The sequence below is a fragment of the Paraburkholderia dilworthii genome, from assembly GCF_000472525.1.
Taxonomy (GTDB): domain Bacteria; phylum Pseudomonadota; class Gammaproteobacteria; order Burkholderiales; family Burkholderiaceae; genus Paraburkholderia; species Paraburkholderia dilworthii.
The window spans coordinates 51413-67104 of record NZ_AWZT01000008.1 but is presented as its reverse complement, the minus strand read 5'-3'; the positions used below and the strand labels follow the sequence as shown (position 1 = coordinate 67104).

The window sequence follows — 15692 nt, the reverse complement described above, 5'->3', positions numbered from 1 at the left end:
CCGCCGCGTTACCATTCTCCTCTTGTCGTTGTTGCTCCGGGGTTAATCGCCCCGGTTTTTTTTGGGCGCTCGCTTTTCGCACCGCCCAATGCAGCGCGGCAAAGTAGCCACCGCGCGGCAGCCCGCGCGCGGGCGCCCTGCTAGAATCGACCTTTCGTCCCACCGCAGGCTCCCACCATCCTTATGTCAGCACCCGCAAACGATCTCCTCGCAGGCACGCCGTCGGGCCGCCGCCAGATTCTCGTCACGTCGGCCCTTCCGTATGCGAACGGGCAAATTCATATTGGCCATCTGGTCGAATATATCCAGACGGATATCTGGGTCCGCGCGCTGCGAATGCACGGGCACGAGGTCTACTACGTGGGCGCCGACGACACGCACGGCACGCCAATCATGCTGCGCGCGGAAAAGGAAGGCTTGACGCCGAAGCAGCTGATCGACCGCGTGTGGCAGGAGCACAAGCGGGATTTCGACAGCTTCGGCATTTCGTTCGACAACTATTATTCGACCGATTCCGAAGAGAACCGCGTGCTGAGCGAGAACGTCTACCTCGCGCTGAAGGAAGCCGGCCTCATCGAGGCGCGCGATATCGAGCAGGCGTACGATCCGGTCAAGGAAATGTTCCTGCCGGACCGCTTCATCAAGGGCGAATGCCCGAAATGCGGCGCGAAGGACCAGTACGGCGACAGCTGCGAAGTATGCGGCTCGACCTATCAGCCCACCGAACTGCTCAATCCGTATTCGGTAGTCTCGGGCGCCACGCCGATTCGCAAGACCTCGACGCATTATTTCTTCCGCCTGTCCGACCCACGCTGCGAGAACTTCCTGCGCGCGTGGGTGGGCGGCCTCGCCCAGCCGGAAGCGACCAACAAGATGCGCGAGTGGCTCGGCGACGCCGGCGAAGCCAAGCTCGCCGACTGGGACATTTCGCGCGACGCGCCGTATTTCGGCTTTGAAATTCCGGGCGCGCCGGGCAAGTATTTCTACGTGTGGCTGGATGCACCAGTCGGCTACTACGCGAGCTTCAAGAACCTCGCGGCAAAGCGCGGGCTAGACTTCGACGCGTGGGTTCGGCAAGGCTCGAAGGCCGAGCAGTATCACTTCATCGGCAAGGACATTTTGTATTTCCACACGCTGTTCTGGCCGGCCATGCTCGAGTTTTCCGGCCACCGCACGCCGACCAACGTGTTCGCGCACGGCTTTCTGACCGTGGACGGCGCGAAGATGTCGAAGTCGCGCGGCACGTTCATCACTGCACAAAGCGTGATCGATACGGGGCTCAATCCGGAATGGCTGCGCTACTACTTCGCGGCCAAGCTGAACAGCACGATGGAAGACCTCGACCTGAACCTCGACGACTTCCAGGCGCGTGTGAACAGCGATCTGGTCGGCAAGTACGTGAATATCGCGAGCCGCGCCGCGGGTTTCCTGATGAAACGCTTTGACGGCCGCGTGCAGGACAGCGCGATGCAGCATCCGCTGCTTGCGTCGCTGCGCGCCGCCGTGCCGCACATCGCCGCGAACTACGAGGCCCGCGAGTACAACCGTGCGCTGCGTCAGACGATGGAACTGGCGGATACGGTCAACGCCTACGTCGACACGGCCAAGCCTTGGGATCAGGCGAAAGACCCGGCGAACGCCGTCGCGCTGCACGAAACCTGCAGCGTGAGCATCGAGGCGTTCCGCCTGCTGTCGCTTGCGCTCAAGCCGGTGCTGCCGAAGCTCGCGGAAGCGGTCGAAGCGTTCCTCGGCATCGAGCCGCTCGTCTGGGCCGACGCCGACGTGCCGCTCAGTTCGGCGCGTCCGATCAATGCATACAAGCATCTGATGACGCGCGTCGATCCGAAGCAGATCGAAACTTTGCTCGCGGCCAATCGCGACTCGCTGCAAGCCACGCCGGAAGCGGGCGCACCGGGCGCGGATACCAACGCCAGGTCGAAGGCTGCGAAGACCGCCGCGGCGGGCAAGGACGAAACGCCCGAAGTCATCTCGATCGACGACTTCGCGAAGATCGATCTGCGCGTGGCAAAGATCGTCGACTGCAAGGCGGTCGAAGGTTCGGACAAGCTGCTGCAACTCACGCTGGATGTCGGCGAGGAAAAAACGCGCAACGTGTTTTCCGGCATCAAGTCGGCATATCAGCCGGAGCAGCTCATCGGCAAGCTGACGGTGATGGTCGCGAACCTCGCGCCGCGCAAGATGAAGTTTGGCCTGTCGGAAGGCATGGTGCTGGCGGCATCGGCGGCGGACGAGAAAGCGGAACCCGGCCTTTACGTGCTCGAACCGCACAGCGGCGCAAAGCCGGGCATGCGGGTGAAGTAACGCGCAAACGCCTATCCAGGGTTTAACCGCAACAAGCACAACGGCACGCTGTAAAAGGCGTGCCGTTTTTTTGCGCCTGCTGCTTCTCTTTATGCGCAGGGCATTGCACTGTCCAGGACAGCCCGCGCCGCCCGAAGCACGTCACCACTTGATCCGGTCGTAGCGCCGCGTATAGAGCAGCTCGAGTCCGTCGAAGGTGCCGCCATAGGCCGCGACCGACCAGTAGCGCGTCAGGTTGACCGTCGCCTTGATCGCATTGCTCGCCGATTGCAGCCCCTGCTCGTAGCCGATCACGAGCCATTCGTTGATCGCCTTCGACACCATCACGACCTGCGGATCGGTCAGCCCGACTTCGCTGCGGCCAATCGAAAACTCGTCGAGACCGAAAGTCTGCGCAATCCGCTTGCCGCTCGCGCTGCCGAGTAGCGCGAGCGCCGTTGTCATCGTGCTCTGCTGACCGAGGTTGTTGCCCTGATCCGTGCCGTGGCCAAACAGCAGCCACGAGAGCTTTTCGTTATCCGGCACGTTCGGCTCGGACACGAGCTTCGCGACCGGGAAGTTCACCGTGCCCGTCACCTGCACGCCTGCCTCCACCTGCTGATTGCGGCGCATGGCCAGAATGTTGATGCCGGGATTCGCCACTGGACCGTTGAATGTAAAGAAGCCGTTCTCGATATTGAGCTTGCGGCCGAATGCCGTGTAGGTCGAGCCCGGCGTCACACGTACGTTGCCAACTGCGCGCAGCGGCAGGTTCGGCGCGCTCATCGCGGTAATGGTGCCGGTCAGGCCGAGGTCGGCGCCTTGCCCGCGAAAGCGGAAGCTGTTGCCGAGGCCGATGTCGATGTTCGCGCGCGGCGCGAACGGGCCGATCGGCTTATTGGTGCCCGGCACCGGCCGTGGCCGCTCGCCGGCCACGGTGCCGTCAGGGCGCACGACCACCACGTCGTCGCCGAGCTTGGGCGCCGATTGCTCCGGCATATCGAACAGCGCGTGATCGACGACGAATTTGCCGTTGATCGCCATGCCGCCCTGCGCGCCCGCGTTGGCGACGCTAGCGCTGCCCGTCAGCGACAAATTGCGATCCGGCGCGGCAAAGAGTTCGAGCTTGTCCGCGACGATGCTCGCGGTCAGATCCGGTTGCGCGCCGTCGAGACGCACGCGGCCGGTCGCCCGCAATGTGCCGCTCGCGCCGTGAAACTCGACCTGCTGGAAGTCCACGAGGTTTTGCGACAGCGCGATGCGTACGACGCCGTCCTTCAACTGCACGCCCTGATCGACGAGCGTGGCGGAGAGTTCGTCGCCGAGCAGTGAGCCGGTCAGGTTAGGTCTCGCCACCGTCCCGCCGAGCGCGAGCTTGAGCGCAAGATGGCCGTCGAGCAGATAGCTCGGACCGAACAGCCCGCCGGTCGTTTTCAGCGACGGCACATTCGCGTTGACATTGCCGGTAAGCGCGCCCTCCTCGTTGACGGTGAGAAAGCCGTCGCGCGCGACGAGCGTGGTGTGCGCATCGGCGTCGATCACGCCGATACGGCTCGCCTGCGCATGCACCGTCGCGTTCAGGCGATTGCCGCCGCTGAACTCGGCGCGCGCGGCGATATCCGTAATACCCAGCGACGCCAGCCCGCGGCCGATCTCAACCGTAACGTCGCCGCTGCGGCGCTTCAGCTGGATATGACCGCTCGCGGTGCTGCCGAGCGCGAAGTCCCAGTCGCCGTCGAATATCAAATCGGTTTTGACGGCCGGCGGCGTGCCGGTGATCTCGTGCCGCAAGTCCTGCAGACGCGCGACCGAAATGCCGGTCAGACTGCCCGCCGATTGAACCTTGCCGTGGTCGAACGCGAATGACTTGAGGCTCAGCACCGCGCCTTCGAGCGTCAATCGTGTCGCGCCGAGCGTCAGGCGGCGCGGCCCCGCGCTCACCGCAAGCGGCGACTCGAGGTTCAAGGCGGGTGTGCCGCGGTTTTGCAGACGCGTCACCGTACCATCCCAATGAGTGCCGTCGCGCGCTTCGGTGAGCTTGCCGTTGGCCGCGAGCGTCAGATCCAGCGGACGGTCCTGCAGCTTGCCCGTAGCTGTGGCTTCGAGCGAATGACTGGCGCGCGTGCCGGTCAGACGCGCTGTGAGTGTGGCAAGATCGACGCCGCCCGCGCTCACGTTGCGGGCGTCCGTCGTGAAGACGAGCGGGCCGTTCGCGCCGTCGCGCAGTTCCGCATGACCTTCCGCATGGCCGATGCGGTTGCTGCTCAACACGACGCTGTCGGCCTTGTAGTTCAGCACCACATTCGGATGCTCGAATGAGCCGGTGAGGTCGCCGTCGGCAGCGACGAGCCCAGCGAGGCCGAAGCCGAGGCGCTCGAGCGCCGGTGCGTCGATATGGAAGCGCAAGCGGTCGCCGCGCGCGCCGAAGCTGCCTTGCAAATCCACCTGGTTGCCCGCCACCGACAGGTTCGCGCGGCTCGGCAGAATCCGCGAGCCCGCCAGTTGCACGGTGCCGCCGCCGGTTAGCGGCAGGCCGTCGTAGACGCTCGGGCCCAGTTTGAATTCGGCTTTGGTGGTGAACACCGGGGCAAGCATGCCGGTCGCGGAGAGCGTGCCGTTCACTCTTGCCTCGATCTTGCGCGCGGGCGGCGCGGCGCGTTTCGGCGCGGGCGTCTTGCGCTCGATCACCTCTTTCTTGACGACGGCCTTGCCGGTGTTCCTGACGGCAGCCGCGGCTTTGTCGGCAGGGGCTGCGCTTTTCGCGCCAGCGGTGCTGCCCGCTTGCGCCGCGGCCTGCGCCGACAGCTTGGCTTTCGCTGCGCTCTGCGGCACGGCGGGCCCCTTGACCGGCGTGCGGGACGGCATCTGCGAGGTCAGCGTCAACGGGTCGAAATCGGTGAGCTGCGCCTTCAGGTTGTAGCTGGAATTCGCGTCGTGCTTGAGCGCGCCGGACAGGTCGATGCGGCCCTTGCCCGACGTGATGCGCACGTCGTTGAAGCTGAGCCGCGCGGGGTCCATCGTCAGCTTGCCCTGCGCGCGCAGCTCCGCTTTCGGATCGGCCAGATCGAGGGTGACGCTTTGGATATCGTCGTTGAGCCGGATCGCGATCGGGCCGGAAAGCTCCGTGGGACGCACCGTCGCCTGAAACGCGTTGAGGTCCAGGCCGGCAACCTTCAGATCGAACTGGCCGCGTTTGCCGGCCAGCGAGCCGCTACCCGTCAGCGTAGCGCTCTTCACGAGGCGCACGGCGAGGTTCGAGATGCTCTGCGCGTGGGCGTCGAGGCGCACATTGGCGCTGGCGTCAATGAGCGGCAGCAGGTTCTGATCGATGGCGCCGGGGCGGGCGTTGACGATCGAGACGTGGCCGGCGACTGCGAAGCCAGGGGTGGTTTTGTCGGCGGTGCGATTCTGGTCGGCGATTGCGGGATGTTCCGCGATGGGGCGTTGCGCGGGGCCGGGTGGAGTGGTCGCGCTCGCATTGCTGGCCCCGTGGATGGCGTTGGTTGCACTGTTCGCGTTTGCGGCTGCGGTGTTGCTGGTGTTGCTGGTGTTGCTGGTGTTGCTCGCGTTGCCGGTGTTCCCGGCGCCGCTGGCGCTGTCCGCACCGCCGGCACCGACAGCGCTCCCCACATTGCTACCGCTCGCTACACTACTGCCGCCAGCGGCATCGCCCGGACCCGCCTCCTGCCCCACCGGCTGCAACTCCGCCCGCACGGCCAGATCGGCAAGCGGTGCGCCCGGCGCAAACGCCTGCGGATTGACGTGATCGAAAGTCAACGTCGCGCGTTTGAGCGGCACATCGCCGAACGGCGTCGCCTCGATCTGCGCGTGCCCGGCAAGCTTCATCCCGCTCGCGTCGAGCTCGGCGACGAGGTTCGCCAGCGAGCCGCTCAGATGCCCGCCAACCTGCACGGCTTCGTCGTTGACCTTGCCGGAATAACTAACATCGCCGGTTAGCGGAAACGGCTTGACGCCGTCGAGTTTCGCCGACGCCGTCACCGCGCCGAACGGCGTATCGAGCCGTTCGACCGCGGCCTCGTGATGACGCCCGTCGCTGCGGCCCTGAAAAGCGAAGTGCGAGAACTCGGTCGTCGACGTGCCCTGGCGCAACAACAGCTTGTCCACCTGAACGTCCCGGATCTCGAGTTGCATCGGCAAGCGCAGATCCTGCGGCAGCTTCAGCGGCTCGTTGCTGCTGGGCGACGAAGCGCCGATGCGCGCATCCACCGTGCCGACATGCAGATAGTCGATGGTGAAACGCCAAGGTTCGCGAGAGAGCCGCCAACGGCCGGTCACACTGTCGATCTGGATGTCTGTGCCGCTGCCGTCGAGCGCGCGCCAGCGCACAGCGCGCAGCCGCACGCCATTGGCGAGCGCGCCGCCTTCGAGCGTGCCGCTCAGCTTGCCGCCCAATAGCTTCACCGCCGCCTGCCACGCGTACGCCGTGCCGCGCTCGGTGGTGAGTGCGCCGTACAGCAGGCCGAGCGCCAACGCGATCAGCAACACCAGCACAGCGACCGTCCACGCGAGCGTTTTCAGCAGCAGGCGGCCTGCGCTGCGGCGCTTCGCTGGCGGCTGCCCGGGCGATCCGGGCGGCCCCGGCGGTTGCGCGCCCGGCGGCTGATTGCCCGGCGGCTGTGCGGGAGCTTGGGCGGAATCGTCCGTGGTCATGCGTGGTTCGCGTACAAGAAGGTTGCCATCAGAAGGCGATACCGAGCGTCAGATAGGGCCGCACACTTTTGTTTCGGATGCCGTACGCCACGTCGACATTGACCGGGCCCACCGGGCTGCGCCAGCGTGCGCCGACGCCCACGCCCGGATAAAACACTTTCTCGCCCCAGGTATCGGTGGCCGTGCCGACGTCGAAGAACGCCGCCGCGCCCCAGTCGTGCGTGAACCAGTGCTGGTATTCCGCCGACGCCGTCACGAGATATTTGGTCGGCAGCACCGAACCCTGAACCGTGTTACCGATGCTCTGGTAACCATAGCCGCGCACCGAATTCGAGCCGCCGGCGCGAAACAGCAGCGAAGCCGGAATGCCGCTCGAACTCCCGCTCGTAAACACGCCGCCGAGTTCGGCGCGAAACACCATGAGGTCTTGCTTGCCGATCGGCATGTACTGCTGACCGCGGGCGTACCCGCGAATGAAGGTCTGGTCGGTGAGCACGCCCTTCACCGCGAAACCGGCTTCGACGTGGATCAGGTTGCCCTTGCGCGGGAACAGCGGGTCGTCGGTATTGCGCCGGGTCCACGACCATGACGGCACCAGCGCGCGGCTCGTCGTGGGCGCGCCCACGTTCTGGTCGAGCCGATCCTGATAGAACAGAAGCGCGTACGTGTAGTCGATGAATTGCGACGTGCGAGTACGCTGCACACCGCCGCGGATGCTGTAGATGCGCGTGTCGGAAACGTCCGTGGTCGTGTAGGACGCCAGCACACTATTGGTCCACGCCCGGGGTCCCGGCGGCATCGCAAGCTGAATCTGGCCGTACTGCTGCACCTGATCGATGCGGCCGTCGATGGTAAACGGCCATGCCTTGCCGAACGTGTTCAGATATGAGTACGCGCCCTGCACGAGCGCACCGTTATCCGTCGAGTAGCCGACGCCGCCGCGAATGCTGTTGTACGGATACTCCGATACCTTCACATGCAGCGGCGTTTCGACGGGCTTTTCCGGGTCGCTGTCCACGTCGATGGCGACGCTCGCGTAGTACGGCGTGTTCTGCAACTGCCGCTGCAATTCGGCGATGCGCTGCACGTCGTAGATGTCGCCCACCGAGATCGGATTCACATTGTCGACGATCTGTTCCGGATAGCGCCGCGGGCCCGATACGTCCAGCTTGCCCATCGTGAAAGTCGGCCCGCTTTCATACGCGACCGACAGCGTGGCCTCGTGCGTCCGCGGATCGACGCGCGCCTCGGAGTGGTAAATCTTCGCGCCCAGATAGCGGCGCGCCTGCAACGCCTTGAGCGAGGCGTTTTTCGCGTCGTCCCAGCCGCCCTGCGAAAAGGCATCGCCTTCGTGCAGCGAAAACGCGAAGCGCGCGGCGTTTTCCTGCGCCGGATCTTCGGTCAGCACCGGGCCGCGGAACGACAGTGAGATCGACGTGATGACGGTTTGCCGTCCCGGATCGACGCTCACGGTGACGCGCCTGGTGTTCTCGACCGTGCGCACGTCCGTGCGTACAACCGGCGTGAAGTAGCCCTGAGTGGCGGCGAGATCGCGCACCTGCTGCGGCGTCGCCGTGATCAGAAATTCGAACTGGTCGCCGCTGATGTCGGGACGCTTCGCGAAGCGCGCAATATCGAGGTGCTCTTCGAGCAGCTTGCGCAGCGAGCGCGGCGAGGCTTCCACATCGACCTTGTAGCTCGCCGCCGCGCGCGCCGCGTGGGCGGAGCCGCCCGCCAGCGTCAACATCACGATGCTGAAGGCGAGCCACGCGCGCAGCCAGCGCCGCAGCAGCGTGGGACCACGGCCCCCGCCGGTATCGCCGCGCCGCCGATGCGGTTTTTCGATCGCACACCCCGCCAAGCAGGACCTCCGGCCATAGTTGATGAATTTTGTCGTTCGGGCGCAGTGCCGCCGAAGCTCGCTATTTGACCACATCGGCAGCGCCGCGCTACCTCTAAACGCACGCTCTGAATTCACCCGCGAACGCAGCTGCGGCGCATGGCGCGGCCCACGCGCACGCCTTCGATGTGCCCGCCTTTGACGCGTGGCACGACACGCGGGTTCCAGCAACGCACGCCGAGCGGAATATCGCATACGATGCGTGCGCCGCCGACGGGGTTTTTCGACCGCGCGCGGCGCATGCGCTAAAATTACGGCAATAGCAGCGGCCCCGCGCCTTGAGCAATGCCAATGCGAAGCCGCCATTTTCCTAACCACGGACGTCGAGCCATGTATCAATCGGACATCACCCAGTTCCTGAATCAGCTCAAGCAACAGAAGCCCAGCCTCGAAGCCGAGCAACGCCGCGGCCGGGCCTTGCTGTGGGACAAACAGCCGATCGACCTGGAAGAGCGCGCCGAGCAGAAAGCCTCGCGCATCGAACAAACGCCTTACTCGTATTACCAGAACTTCTGAACGCGTCGCCGCAACCGATGAGTCACGCCGACGAGGCACACGGCGCGCCGCCGGCTCCGTCCGACGCCGCGCTTGCCGCGCCCGCCACCGATTCGACGCCCGACACCGTCGACGGTATCGCCTTCGCGCGCCTGTACGGCGAGCCGCTCTTCAAACTGCCGACCGATCTGTACATCCCGCCGGACGCGCTCGAAGTGTTCCTCGAAACGTTCGAGGGACCGCTGGATCTGTTGCTGTACCTGATCCGCAAGCAGAACTTCAACGTGCTCGACATTCCAATGGCGGATGTCACGGTGCAATACCTCGGCTACGTCGACCAGTTGCGCCAGACCAATCTCGAACTCGCGTCCGAATATCTGCTGATGGCCGCAATGCTGATCGAGATCAAGTCGCGCATGCTGTTGCCCGTGAAGAAGGCAGACAGCGGCGAGGAAGCCGAAGACCCGCGCGCGGAACTGGTGCGGCGCCTGCTGGAATACGAGCAGATGAAGCTTGCCGCACAGCGCATCGACCAGCTGCCGCAACTCGGGCGCGACTTCCTGCGCGCCGAGGTGTATATCGAGCAAAGCATCACGCCGCGCTTTCCAGACGTGAACAGCGAAGATCTGCGCGCCGCCTGGGCCGACGTGATCAAGCGCGCAAAGCTCGTCCAGCATCACAAGATTTCGCGCGAGGAACTGTCCGTGCGCGAGCATATGAGTTCGATCCTGCGGCAACTCCAGAACGCGCGCTTCATCGAGTTCTCCGACCTGTTCGACACAAGCAAGGGCGTGCCGGTCGTGGTCGTGAACTTCATCGCGATGCTCGAGCTGTGCCGGGAATCGCTCATCGAAATCACTCAGGCCGAGCCGTTCGCACCTATCTATGTGCGCCTCGCCTATTTGCCGGCCTGAAACTGACGCCGCTGACGCCGTCCACGCCGATGCCGGCTTCGGCGCAGCAGCCAGCCGGGCCTTCATGCTCCGGAATGGCCGATCAGGCCTCGTTTCGGTGCGTGCGGCGGACAAATCCACTACAATCCCGCGCTTCGATCCTGTCATTACCAGTGAGGCCGCGGGCCGCGCAATTGCCTGAGGCCTTTGCGTCAACCCAGTCTCGCGCCGTGCGAGGAATCCCTGTCCGATCATGAAAGTCATCAGCTCGATCCATGAATTGCGCGACCAGTTGCGTGGCCAGAATCGCACTGCGTTTGTGCCGACGATGGGCAATCTGCACGAGGGGCACCTGTCGCTGATGCGCCTCGCGCGCCAGCACGGCGATCCGGTAGTGGCGAGCATCTTCGTCAATCGTCTGCAGTTCGGGCCGAACGAAGACTTCGACAAGTATCCGCGCACGCTCGAGGCCGACATCGAGAAGCTGCAGAAGGAAAACGTCTACGTGCTGTTCGCGCCGACCGAGCGCGATCTGTATCCGGAGCCGCAGGAATATCGCGTGCACCCGCCGCACGATCTGGGCGACATTCTCGAGGGGGAATTCCGGCCGGGCTTCTTCCAGGGCGTGTGCACCGTCGTGATGAAGCTCATGTCATGCGTGCAGCCGCGCGTGGCGGTGTTCGGCAAGAAGGACTACCAGCAGTTGATGATCGTGCGCCGCATGTGCCACCAGTTCGCGCTGCCGACCGACATCATCGCGGCCGAAACCGTGCGCGATACCGACGGCCTTGCGCTCAGCTCGCGCAATCGCTATCTGCAGGCGGCCGAGCGCGCGGAGGCGCCGGTGCTGGCGACCGAGCTCAATCGCGTTCGCGACGCGGTGCTCGCGGGCGAGCGCGACTTCGCGGCGCTGGAGCGCGCGGCAATGGCAACGCTGACCGCACGCGGCTGGCAACCCGACTATATCGCGGTGCGCAAGCGCTCGAATCTGCTGCCACCGGGTCCGCAAGACGCGAACGCGGAACTCGTGGTGCTGGCGGCCGCCAAACTTGGCGCGACGCGTCTTATCGATAACCTCGAAATCTGAAACTGTCTCGTACCGCGCAGACACGCCTAAGAAGCTACAAAGATTGATTGGCCATGCAACGCAACATGCTGAAGTCTAAGATTCACCGCGTCGCGGTCACGCACTGCGAGCTGCACTACGAAGGCTCGTGCGCGATCGACGAAGACCTGCTTGAAGCGGCGAACATTGTCGAAAACGAACGGATCGACATCTGGAACATCAACAATGGCGAGCGTTTCTCGACCTATGCGATCAAGGGCGAGCGCGGCAGCGGCATGATTTCGTTGAACGGCTCGGCGGCGCGGCGCGCGCAACTGGGCGATCTGGTGATCATCGCGGCCTTCGCGGTGGTCGACGAAGCGGAGTTGAAGGCCGGCTGGAAGCCGGACCTGGTGTTTGTCGACCAGAACAATAAGATCAAGGGCAGCCGCGACCACGTGCCTACCCAGAACTGGACCTGAACGAGGCCGCTCGCTTTTTTGCAACCGGGCGCGGCGGTCTCTTCGGGACAGATGTTTGGCCCGGCTCAGCGCCGCGCGCCCGGTTGAAGCGGACAGCCATGCCGCCTTGCTACGGCTGGCTCTGGCGGGCTCGGCTGGCTCTGGCGGGCTACGGCTGGCTACGGCCGACTTCCGGCTAGTTTCCGGTCTCCTCCGCCCGACTGCGACACTTCTGGCCACACTCAACCCTCACTGCAAGCCCCGCCGTCATCCCACCTTCTTGCCGGCCCCATTCGTCCACTCGATGATCGGCTGCCACTGCTCCAGATCCTTCTCCACCCGGCTTTTGGCAACGTCCCACAAAGTCAGCCCGTGCGCCGCCAGTTGCACGTAGTTCTGGGTGTCCCGCAGATAGCCAAGCACCGGCAGCTTCAGTCCCTCGACGAAGCGATGCAGTTGCTCCGCCGAGCGCGTGCGCGCATCGACGCGCATGCCGACCACGCCGATTTCGATCGCACCTTTCCTGACCGCCTTTTCCTTGGCTAGCCGTTCGAGGAATTCCTGCGTAGCCAGAATATCGAACATGGACGGCTGCAGCGGCACGATGACCTTGTCGGCCAGTTCGAGTGCGATATTCATGCGATTGCCGTGCAAGCCGGCCGGGGTATCGACAATCGCGCGCTCGAGGCCCTTTGGCGGTTTGACTGGCGTCTCCGGATTGACCTCCCACGTCTCGATGGCCGGCAGCGTGTCCGGCCGCAATGACAGCCACGCGTGCGATGACTGCTGCTTGTCGAGATCGGCGAGCGCAACCCACTCGCCGGTTGCGGCGAAATAGCCGGCCAGATTGGTCGACAGCGTGCTTTTGCCCACGCCGCCCTTCGGATTCGCCACCACGATTACCGTCATGAATACTCCCGGAAAGAAGACTGGACGACGCCAGCCGGTTTGCCGCGCTTTACCTTGAGCTTTCTGCCCAAGCTTTTCCGCCTGAGCGTTCCGCCTTCAACTTTCTGCCTGGAACCTTCTGCTTGGATCTTTCTAGCCCGATTCTTCCGCCTGCCCGGTATGCCGACGCGCCGATTTGCACAGGTTTGATTCCGTGCGCCGATCCAGCCGTTGATAATATCGACAAATGCAGCGAGGCCGAAGCCCCCGAATGGCTAATCAGTCGCCCTCCATCACCGATTCACCCTTTTCAGGAAGCTAATTCATGAGCAAACTCCGGCCGGAATACACCGTCGAACGCCTGCACGAACGCCAGCAAGGCAGGCTGCCAGGCTTGCTGGGCGTGCGTGTGCTGTCGCTCGATGAAGGCATGTTGACCGCGGAATTGACGGTGCGGGCGGAACTGCTGGCGCCGAACGGTTTTCTGCACGCGGCCACGATAATCGGTCTCGCGGACACGGCTTGCGGCTACGCTTGCCTCGCGCATCTGCCGGAAACGGCGCGCAACTTCACGACCGTCGAGCTGAAAAGCAACTTTCTCGGCACGGCGACCGAAGGCACGATCCGCGCGGTGGCCAAGGGCGTGCATCTCGGCCGCAGCACGCAGGTTTGGGACGCGACGGTCACCGATCCGAACGGTAAGACGATCGCCCTGTTCCGTTGCACACAGATCGTGTTGTATTGAGAGGTATTAAGAGAACCGCGGGAAACCGCAAGAAGCGCGACGAGGCGCACTCGCCACAAAAAAGCACGCGACCTGACGGCGCGTGCTTTTTTTCGCATTGCCCAACCTGACGGGCTTTGCAAACAGATGCGGCGACGCCAAGGCCGCACGCACACTACCGCCGGGCGCGATTCAAACAGTCGCCGCGCGCGGCGCATTCGCGCCGCGCAGCGCGAATGCGCCGCTGCCGAGCAACGACTGCACGACGAGCGTCACCGCCCAGAACGCCGGATATTCCCAGCCGCCATGCGGCGAGCCGAAACCCCAGCCGTTATGCCAATGCGCCGACATTGCACCGAGCATGAACGGCAGCAGCACGAGCGCGACCCAGCGCACCTGCACGCCCAGCAACAGCGCAATACCGCCGATCAGTTCGACGAACGCAGTCACATAGCCCAGCCATCCCGGCAGGCCGAGCGAGACGAAGAACTGTGCGGTGCCTGGCAGCGTGAACACCAAAATCTTTTGCAGGCTGTGCGCGAGATACAGCACGCCAAGCGCGACACGCAGAATCAGAGCCGCCAGATCGGCGGAGCGGTTCGAGTTCATGACGAATCCTTGATGAAAAGAGGACGGCTTGGGAGAAAGCCGTCGATGTCCGACACTCTATTCGAACCCAGAAAAGCTAAAAACCGTCTTTCTGGCTTTGATTATTTCCTTCAGGATGCAATCCCAGGTGCGGCAGATTCGAGCATCAACCTACGGTAGCCATCAACTTCGCCAGATCCAGATGTTCGGCCAGCGTGTCGGCGAGCCGATCCAGCGACGCTTCGCGCAATGCCGGATAGTCGATAGCGTCTGCGTCGCTCAATCCGGCCCAGGCCAGCAGCGCCGCACAGGCGGCCGACGTATCGAACAGGCCGTGCACATAGGTCGCGAGAATCTGGCCATCGGCGGAAATAGCGCCGTCGGGACGCGCGTCGCCCGGCTGCCCCAGGCGCAGCGCCGGCGATTCCAGCGCCGGTCCCCGCGTTTCTCCCATATGGATCTCGTAACCGCCCACCTCCGGCGAGCCCGGCAACGCGAGGCGGCCGGTCACGTTCTTCAGCGTCTTTTCGCGCGTGAGCACCGTCGAGTAGTCGAGCCAGCCCAAGCCCGCCGACATTCCCGGCACGCCTTCCACACCGTGCGGATCGGCGACCTCGCGCCCGAGCATCTGCATCCCGCCGCAGATGCCGATCACGCGGCCGCCATAGCGCAAATGCCGTTGCAGCACCGCGTCCCAGCCTTGCTCGCGCAAAAAAGCCAGATCGCCAGGTACGTTTTTCGACCCCGGCAGGATGATCAAGTCCGCGGGCGGCGGCGGCATGCCGCTTCGCACGTAATGAAAATCGACCTGCGGATGCGCGCGCAGCGCGTCGAAATCCGTGTGGTTGCTGATGTGCGGCAGCACCGGCACGACCACGCGCAACGTGCGGGCCGAGTCGCTGCGCTGCGCCGCGCGCAGTTCGGGCGGCAGCATGTCCTCGGCGTCGAGCGTCAGACCGTGCAGATACGGGACGACGCCCAGCACCGGCTTGCCGGTCTTCGCTTCGAGCCAGTCGAGGCCCGGCTTCAGCAGTCCAATATCGCCGCGAAAACGGTTGATGATGAAACCCCGCACGCGCGCCTGCTCGCTCGCCGACAGACATGCAAGCGTCCCTGTCAGATGCGCGAACACCCCGCCTCTGTCGATGTCGGCCACGAGCACGACTGGGCAGTCGACCGCTTCCGCAAAACCCATGTTGGCGATGTCGCGCTCGCGCAGGTTGATCTCGGCCGGACTGCCCGCGCCTTCGACGAAAATCGTGTCGTACGCCGCTTGCAGCCGCGCGTACGACGCGAGCACCGCTTCGAAAGCGACCGGCTTGTACTCGTGATACGCGCGGGCGTCGAGATTGATGCGCGCCTTGCCGTGGATGATCACCTGAGCGCCGCGATCGCTCGTGGGCTTGAGCAGCACAGGGTTCAGATCCGTGTGCGCGGCGATGCCGGCGGCCACTGCCTGCAACGCCTGAGCGCGCCCGATCTCGCCGCCATCGACGGTCACCGCGCTGTTCAGCGCCATGTTCTGCGGCTTGAACGGCGCGACGCGCACACCGGCGCGCCGTGCGAGCCGGCATAGACCGGCGACCAGCGTGCTCTTGCCCGCATCGGATGTGGTGCCCTGAATCATCAGCGTGCCGCGCGGCACGGATACGGCGTCATGCGAGATCGAATGGATGGTCACGGAAATGTGGGACTCGACGATGGAAAGGACTAGTGGAGCGGCAGG

At 64.4% G+C, this 15692-nt stretch carries 11 protein-coding genes; 6 read left to right on the top strand and 5 right to left on the bottom strand.

Going from position 1 to position 15692, the window contains the following annotated elements:
- Positions 1-183 precede the first annotated feature (183 nt).
- On the top strand, positions 184-2322 hold the full coding sequence (metG, locus tag F759_RS0109935; protein WP_027799717.1) for a methionine--tRNA ligase: 2139 nt from the start codon (positions 184-186) through the stop codon (positions 2320-2322).
- Between the two features lie 141 nt (positions 2323-2463).
- Here the strand turns inward: metG and F759_RS0109930 are convergent, their stop codons facing one another.
- Positions 2464-6972, bottom strand: coding sequence for a translocation/assembly module TamB domain-containing protein (locus F759_RS0109930; RefSeq protein ID WP_027799716.1), 4509 nt, complete (start codon positions 6970-6972; stop codon positions 2464-2466).
- A 28-nt stretch (positions 6973-7000) separates the two neighbouring features.
- Positions 7001-8833: an autotransporter assembly complex protein TamA gene (locus tag F759_RS0109925; RefSeq protein WP_027799715.1), complete on the bottom strand. Its 1833-nt coding sequence runs from the start codon at positions 8831-8833 to the stop codon at positions 7001-7003.
- A gap of 369 nt (positions 8834-9202) precedes the next feature.
- On the opposite strand from F759_RS0109925, the gene F759_RS0109915 reads away from it, so the two are divergent.
- The 4 genes from F759_RS0109915 to panD all read left to right on the top strand — a co-directional run bounded on the left by F759_RS0109915 (position 9203) and on the right by panD (position 11787).
- Positions 9203-9388: a DUF3460 family protein gene (locus F759_RS0109915; RefSeq protein ID WP_027799714.1), complete on the top strand. Its 186-nt coding sequence runs from the start codon at positions 9203-9205 to the stop codon at positions 9386-9388.
- A gap of 17 nt (positions 9389-9405) precedes the next feature.
- A complete protein-coding gene (locus F759_RS0109910; RefSeq protein ID WP_027799713.1) occupies positions 9406-10281 on the top strand; it encodes a segregation and condensation protein A in 876 nt (291 codons plus the stop codon).
- A 232-nt stretch (positions 10282-10513) separates the two neighbouring features.
- Positions 10514-11347, top strand: a complete 834-nt coding sequence (gene panC / locus F759_RS0109905; RefSeq protein WP_027799712.1) for a pantoate--beta-alanine ligase — start codon at positions 10514-10516, stop codon at positions 11345-11347.
- A 53-nt stretch (positions 11348-11400) separates the two neighbouring features.
- Positions 11401-11787, top strand: coding sequence for an aspartate 1-decarboxylase (gene panD, locus F759_RS0109900; RefSeq protein WP_027799711.1), 387 nt, complete (start codon positions 11401-11403; stop codon positions 11785-11787).
- 246 nt (positions 11788-12033) lie between these two features.
- Here panD and F759_RS0109895 read toward each other — a convergent pair whose 3' ends face one another.
- Entirely contained in the window at positions 12034-12675 is a 642-nt protein-coding gene (locus F759_RS0109895; RefSeq protein ID WP_027799710.1) for a ParA family protein, read from the bottom strand.
- Positions 12676-12979: 304 nt separating this feature from the next.
- Between F759_RS0109895 and F759_RS0109890 the strand changes: the two genes are divergently transcribed.
- The gene (locus tag F759_RS0109890) at positions 12980-13399 is read left to right on the top strand and encodes a PaaI family thioesterase (protein ID WP_027799709.1); all 420 of its coding nucleotides are present in this window, start codon (positions 12980-12982) and stop codon (positions 13397-13399) included.
- 171 nt (positions 13400-13570) lie between these two features.
- On the opposite strand, the gene F759_RS0109885 is transcribed toward F759_RS0109890, so the two are convergent.
- Together F759_RS0109885 and F759_RS0109880 are read right to left on the bottom strand one after the other, a co-directional pair.
- Positions 13571-13987: a DoxX family protein gene (locus F759_RS0109885; protein WP_027799708.1), complete on the bottom strand. Its 417-nt coding sequence runs from the start codon at positions 13985-13987 to the stop codon at positions 13571-13573.
- A 145-nt stretch (positions 13988-14132) separates the two neighbouring features.
- A complete protein-coding gene (locus F759_RS0109880; RefSeq protein ID WP_209440481.1) occupies positions 14133-15593 on the bottom strand; it encodes a cobyric acid synthase in 1461 nt (486 codons plus the stop codon).
- Positions 15594-15692: the final 99 nt, after the last annotated feature.

Excerpts from the sequence above, each read along its gene's own strand:
- panD (WP_027799711.1), top strand. The coding sequence starts at position 11,401 with ATGCAACGCAACATGCTGAAGTCTAAGATTCACCGCGTCGCGGTCACG.
- F759_RS0109930 (WP_027799716.1), bottom strand. The coding sequence starts at position 6,972 with ATGACCACGGACGATTCCGCCCAAGCTCCCGCACAGCCGCCGGGCAAT.
- F759_RS0109915 (WP_027799714.1), top strand. The coding sequence starts at position 9,203 with ATGTATCAATCGGACATCACCCAGTTCCTGAATCAGCTCAAGCAACAG.
- metG (WP_027799717.1), top strand. The coding sequence starts at position 184 with ATGTCAGCACCCGCAAACGATCTCCTCGCAGGCACGCCGTCGGGCCGC.
- F759_RS0109885 (WP_027799708.1), bottom strand. The coding sequence starts at position 13,987 with ATGAACTCGAACCGCTCCGCCGATCTGGCGGCTCTGATTCTGCGTGTC.
- F759_RS0109890 (WP_027799709.1), top strand. The coding sequence starts at position 12,980 with ATGAGCAAACTCCGGCCGGAATACACCGTCGAACGCCTGCACGAACGC.
- F759_RS0109895 (WP_027799710.1), bottom strand. The coding sequence starts at position 12,675 with ATGACGGTAATCGTGGTGGCGAATCCGAAGGGCGGCGTGGGCAAAAGC.
- F759_RS0109880 (WP_209440481.1), bottom strand. The coding sequence starts at position 15,593 with ATGATTCAGGGCACCACATCCGATGCGGGCAAGAGCACGCTGGTCGCC.
- F759_RS0109910 (WP_027799713.1), top strand. The coding sequence starts at position 9,406 with ATGAGTCACGCCGACGAGGCACACGGCGCGCCGCCGGCTCCGTCCGAC.
- panC (WP_027799712.1), top strand. The coding sequence starts at position 10,514 with ATGAAAGTCATCAGCTCGATCCATGAATTGCGCGACCAGTTGCGTGGC.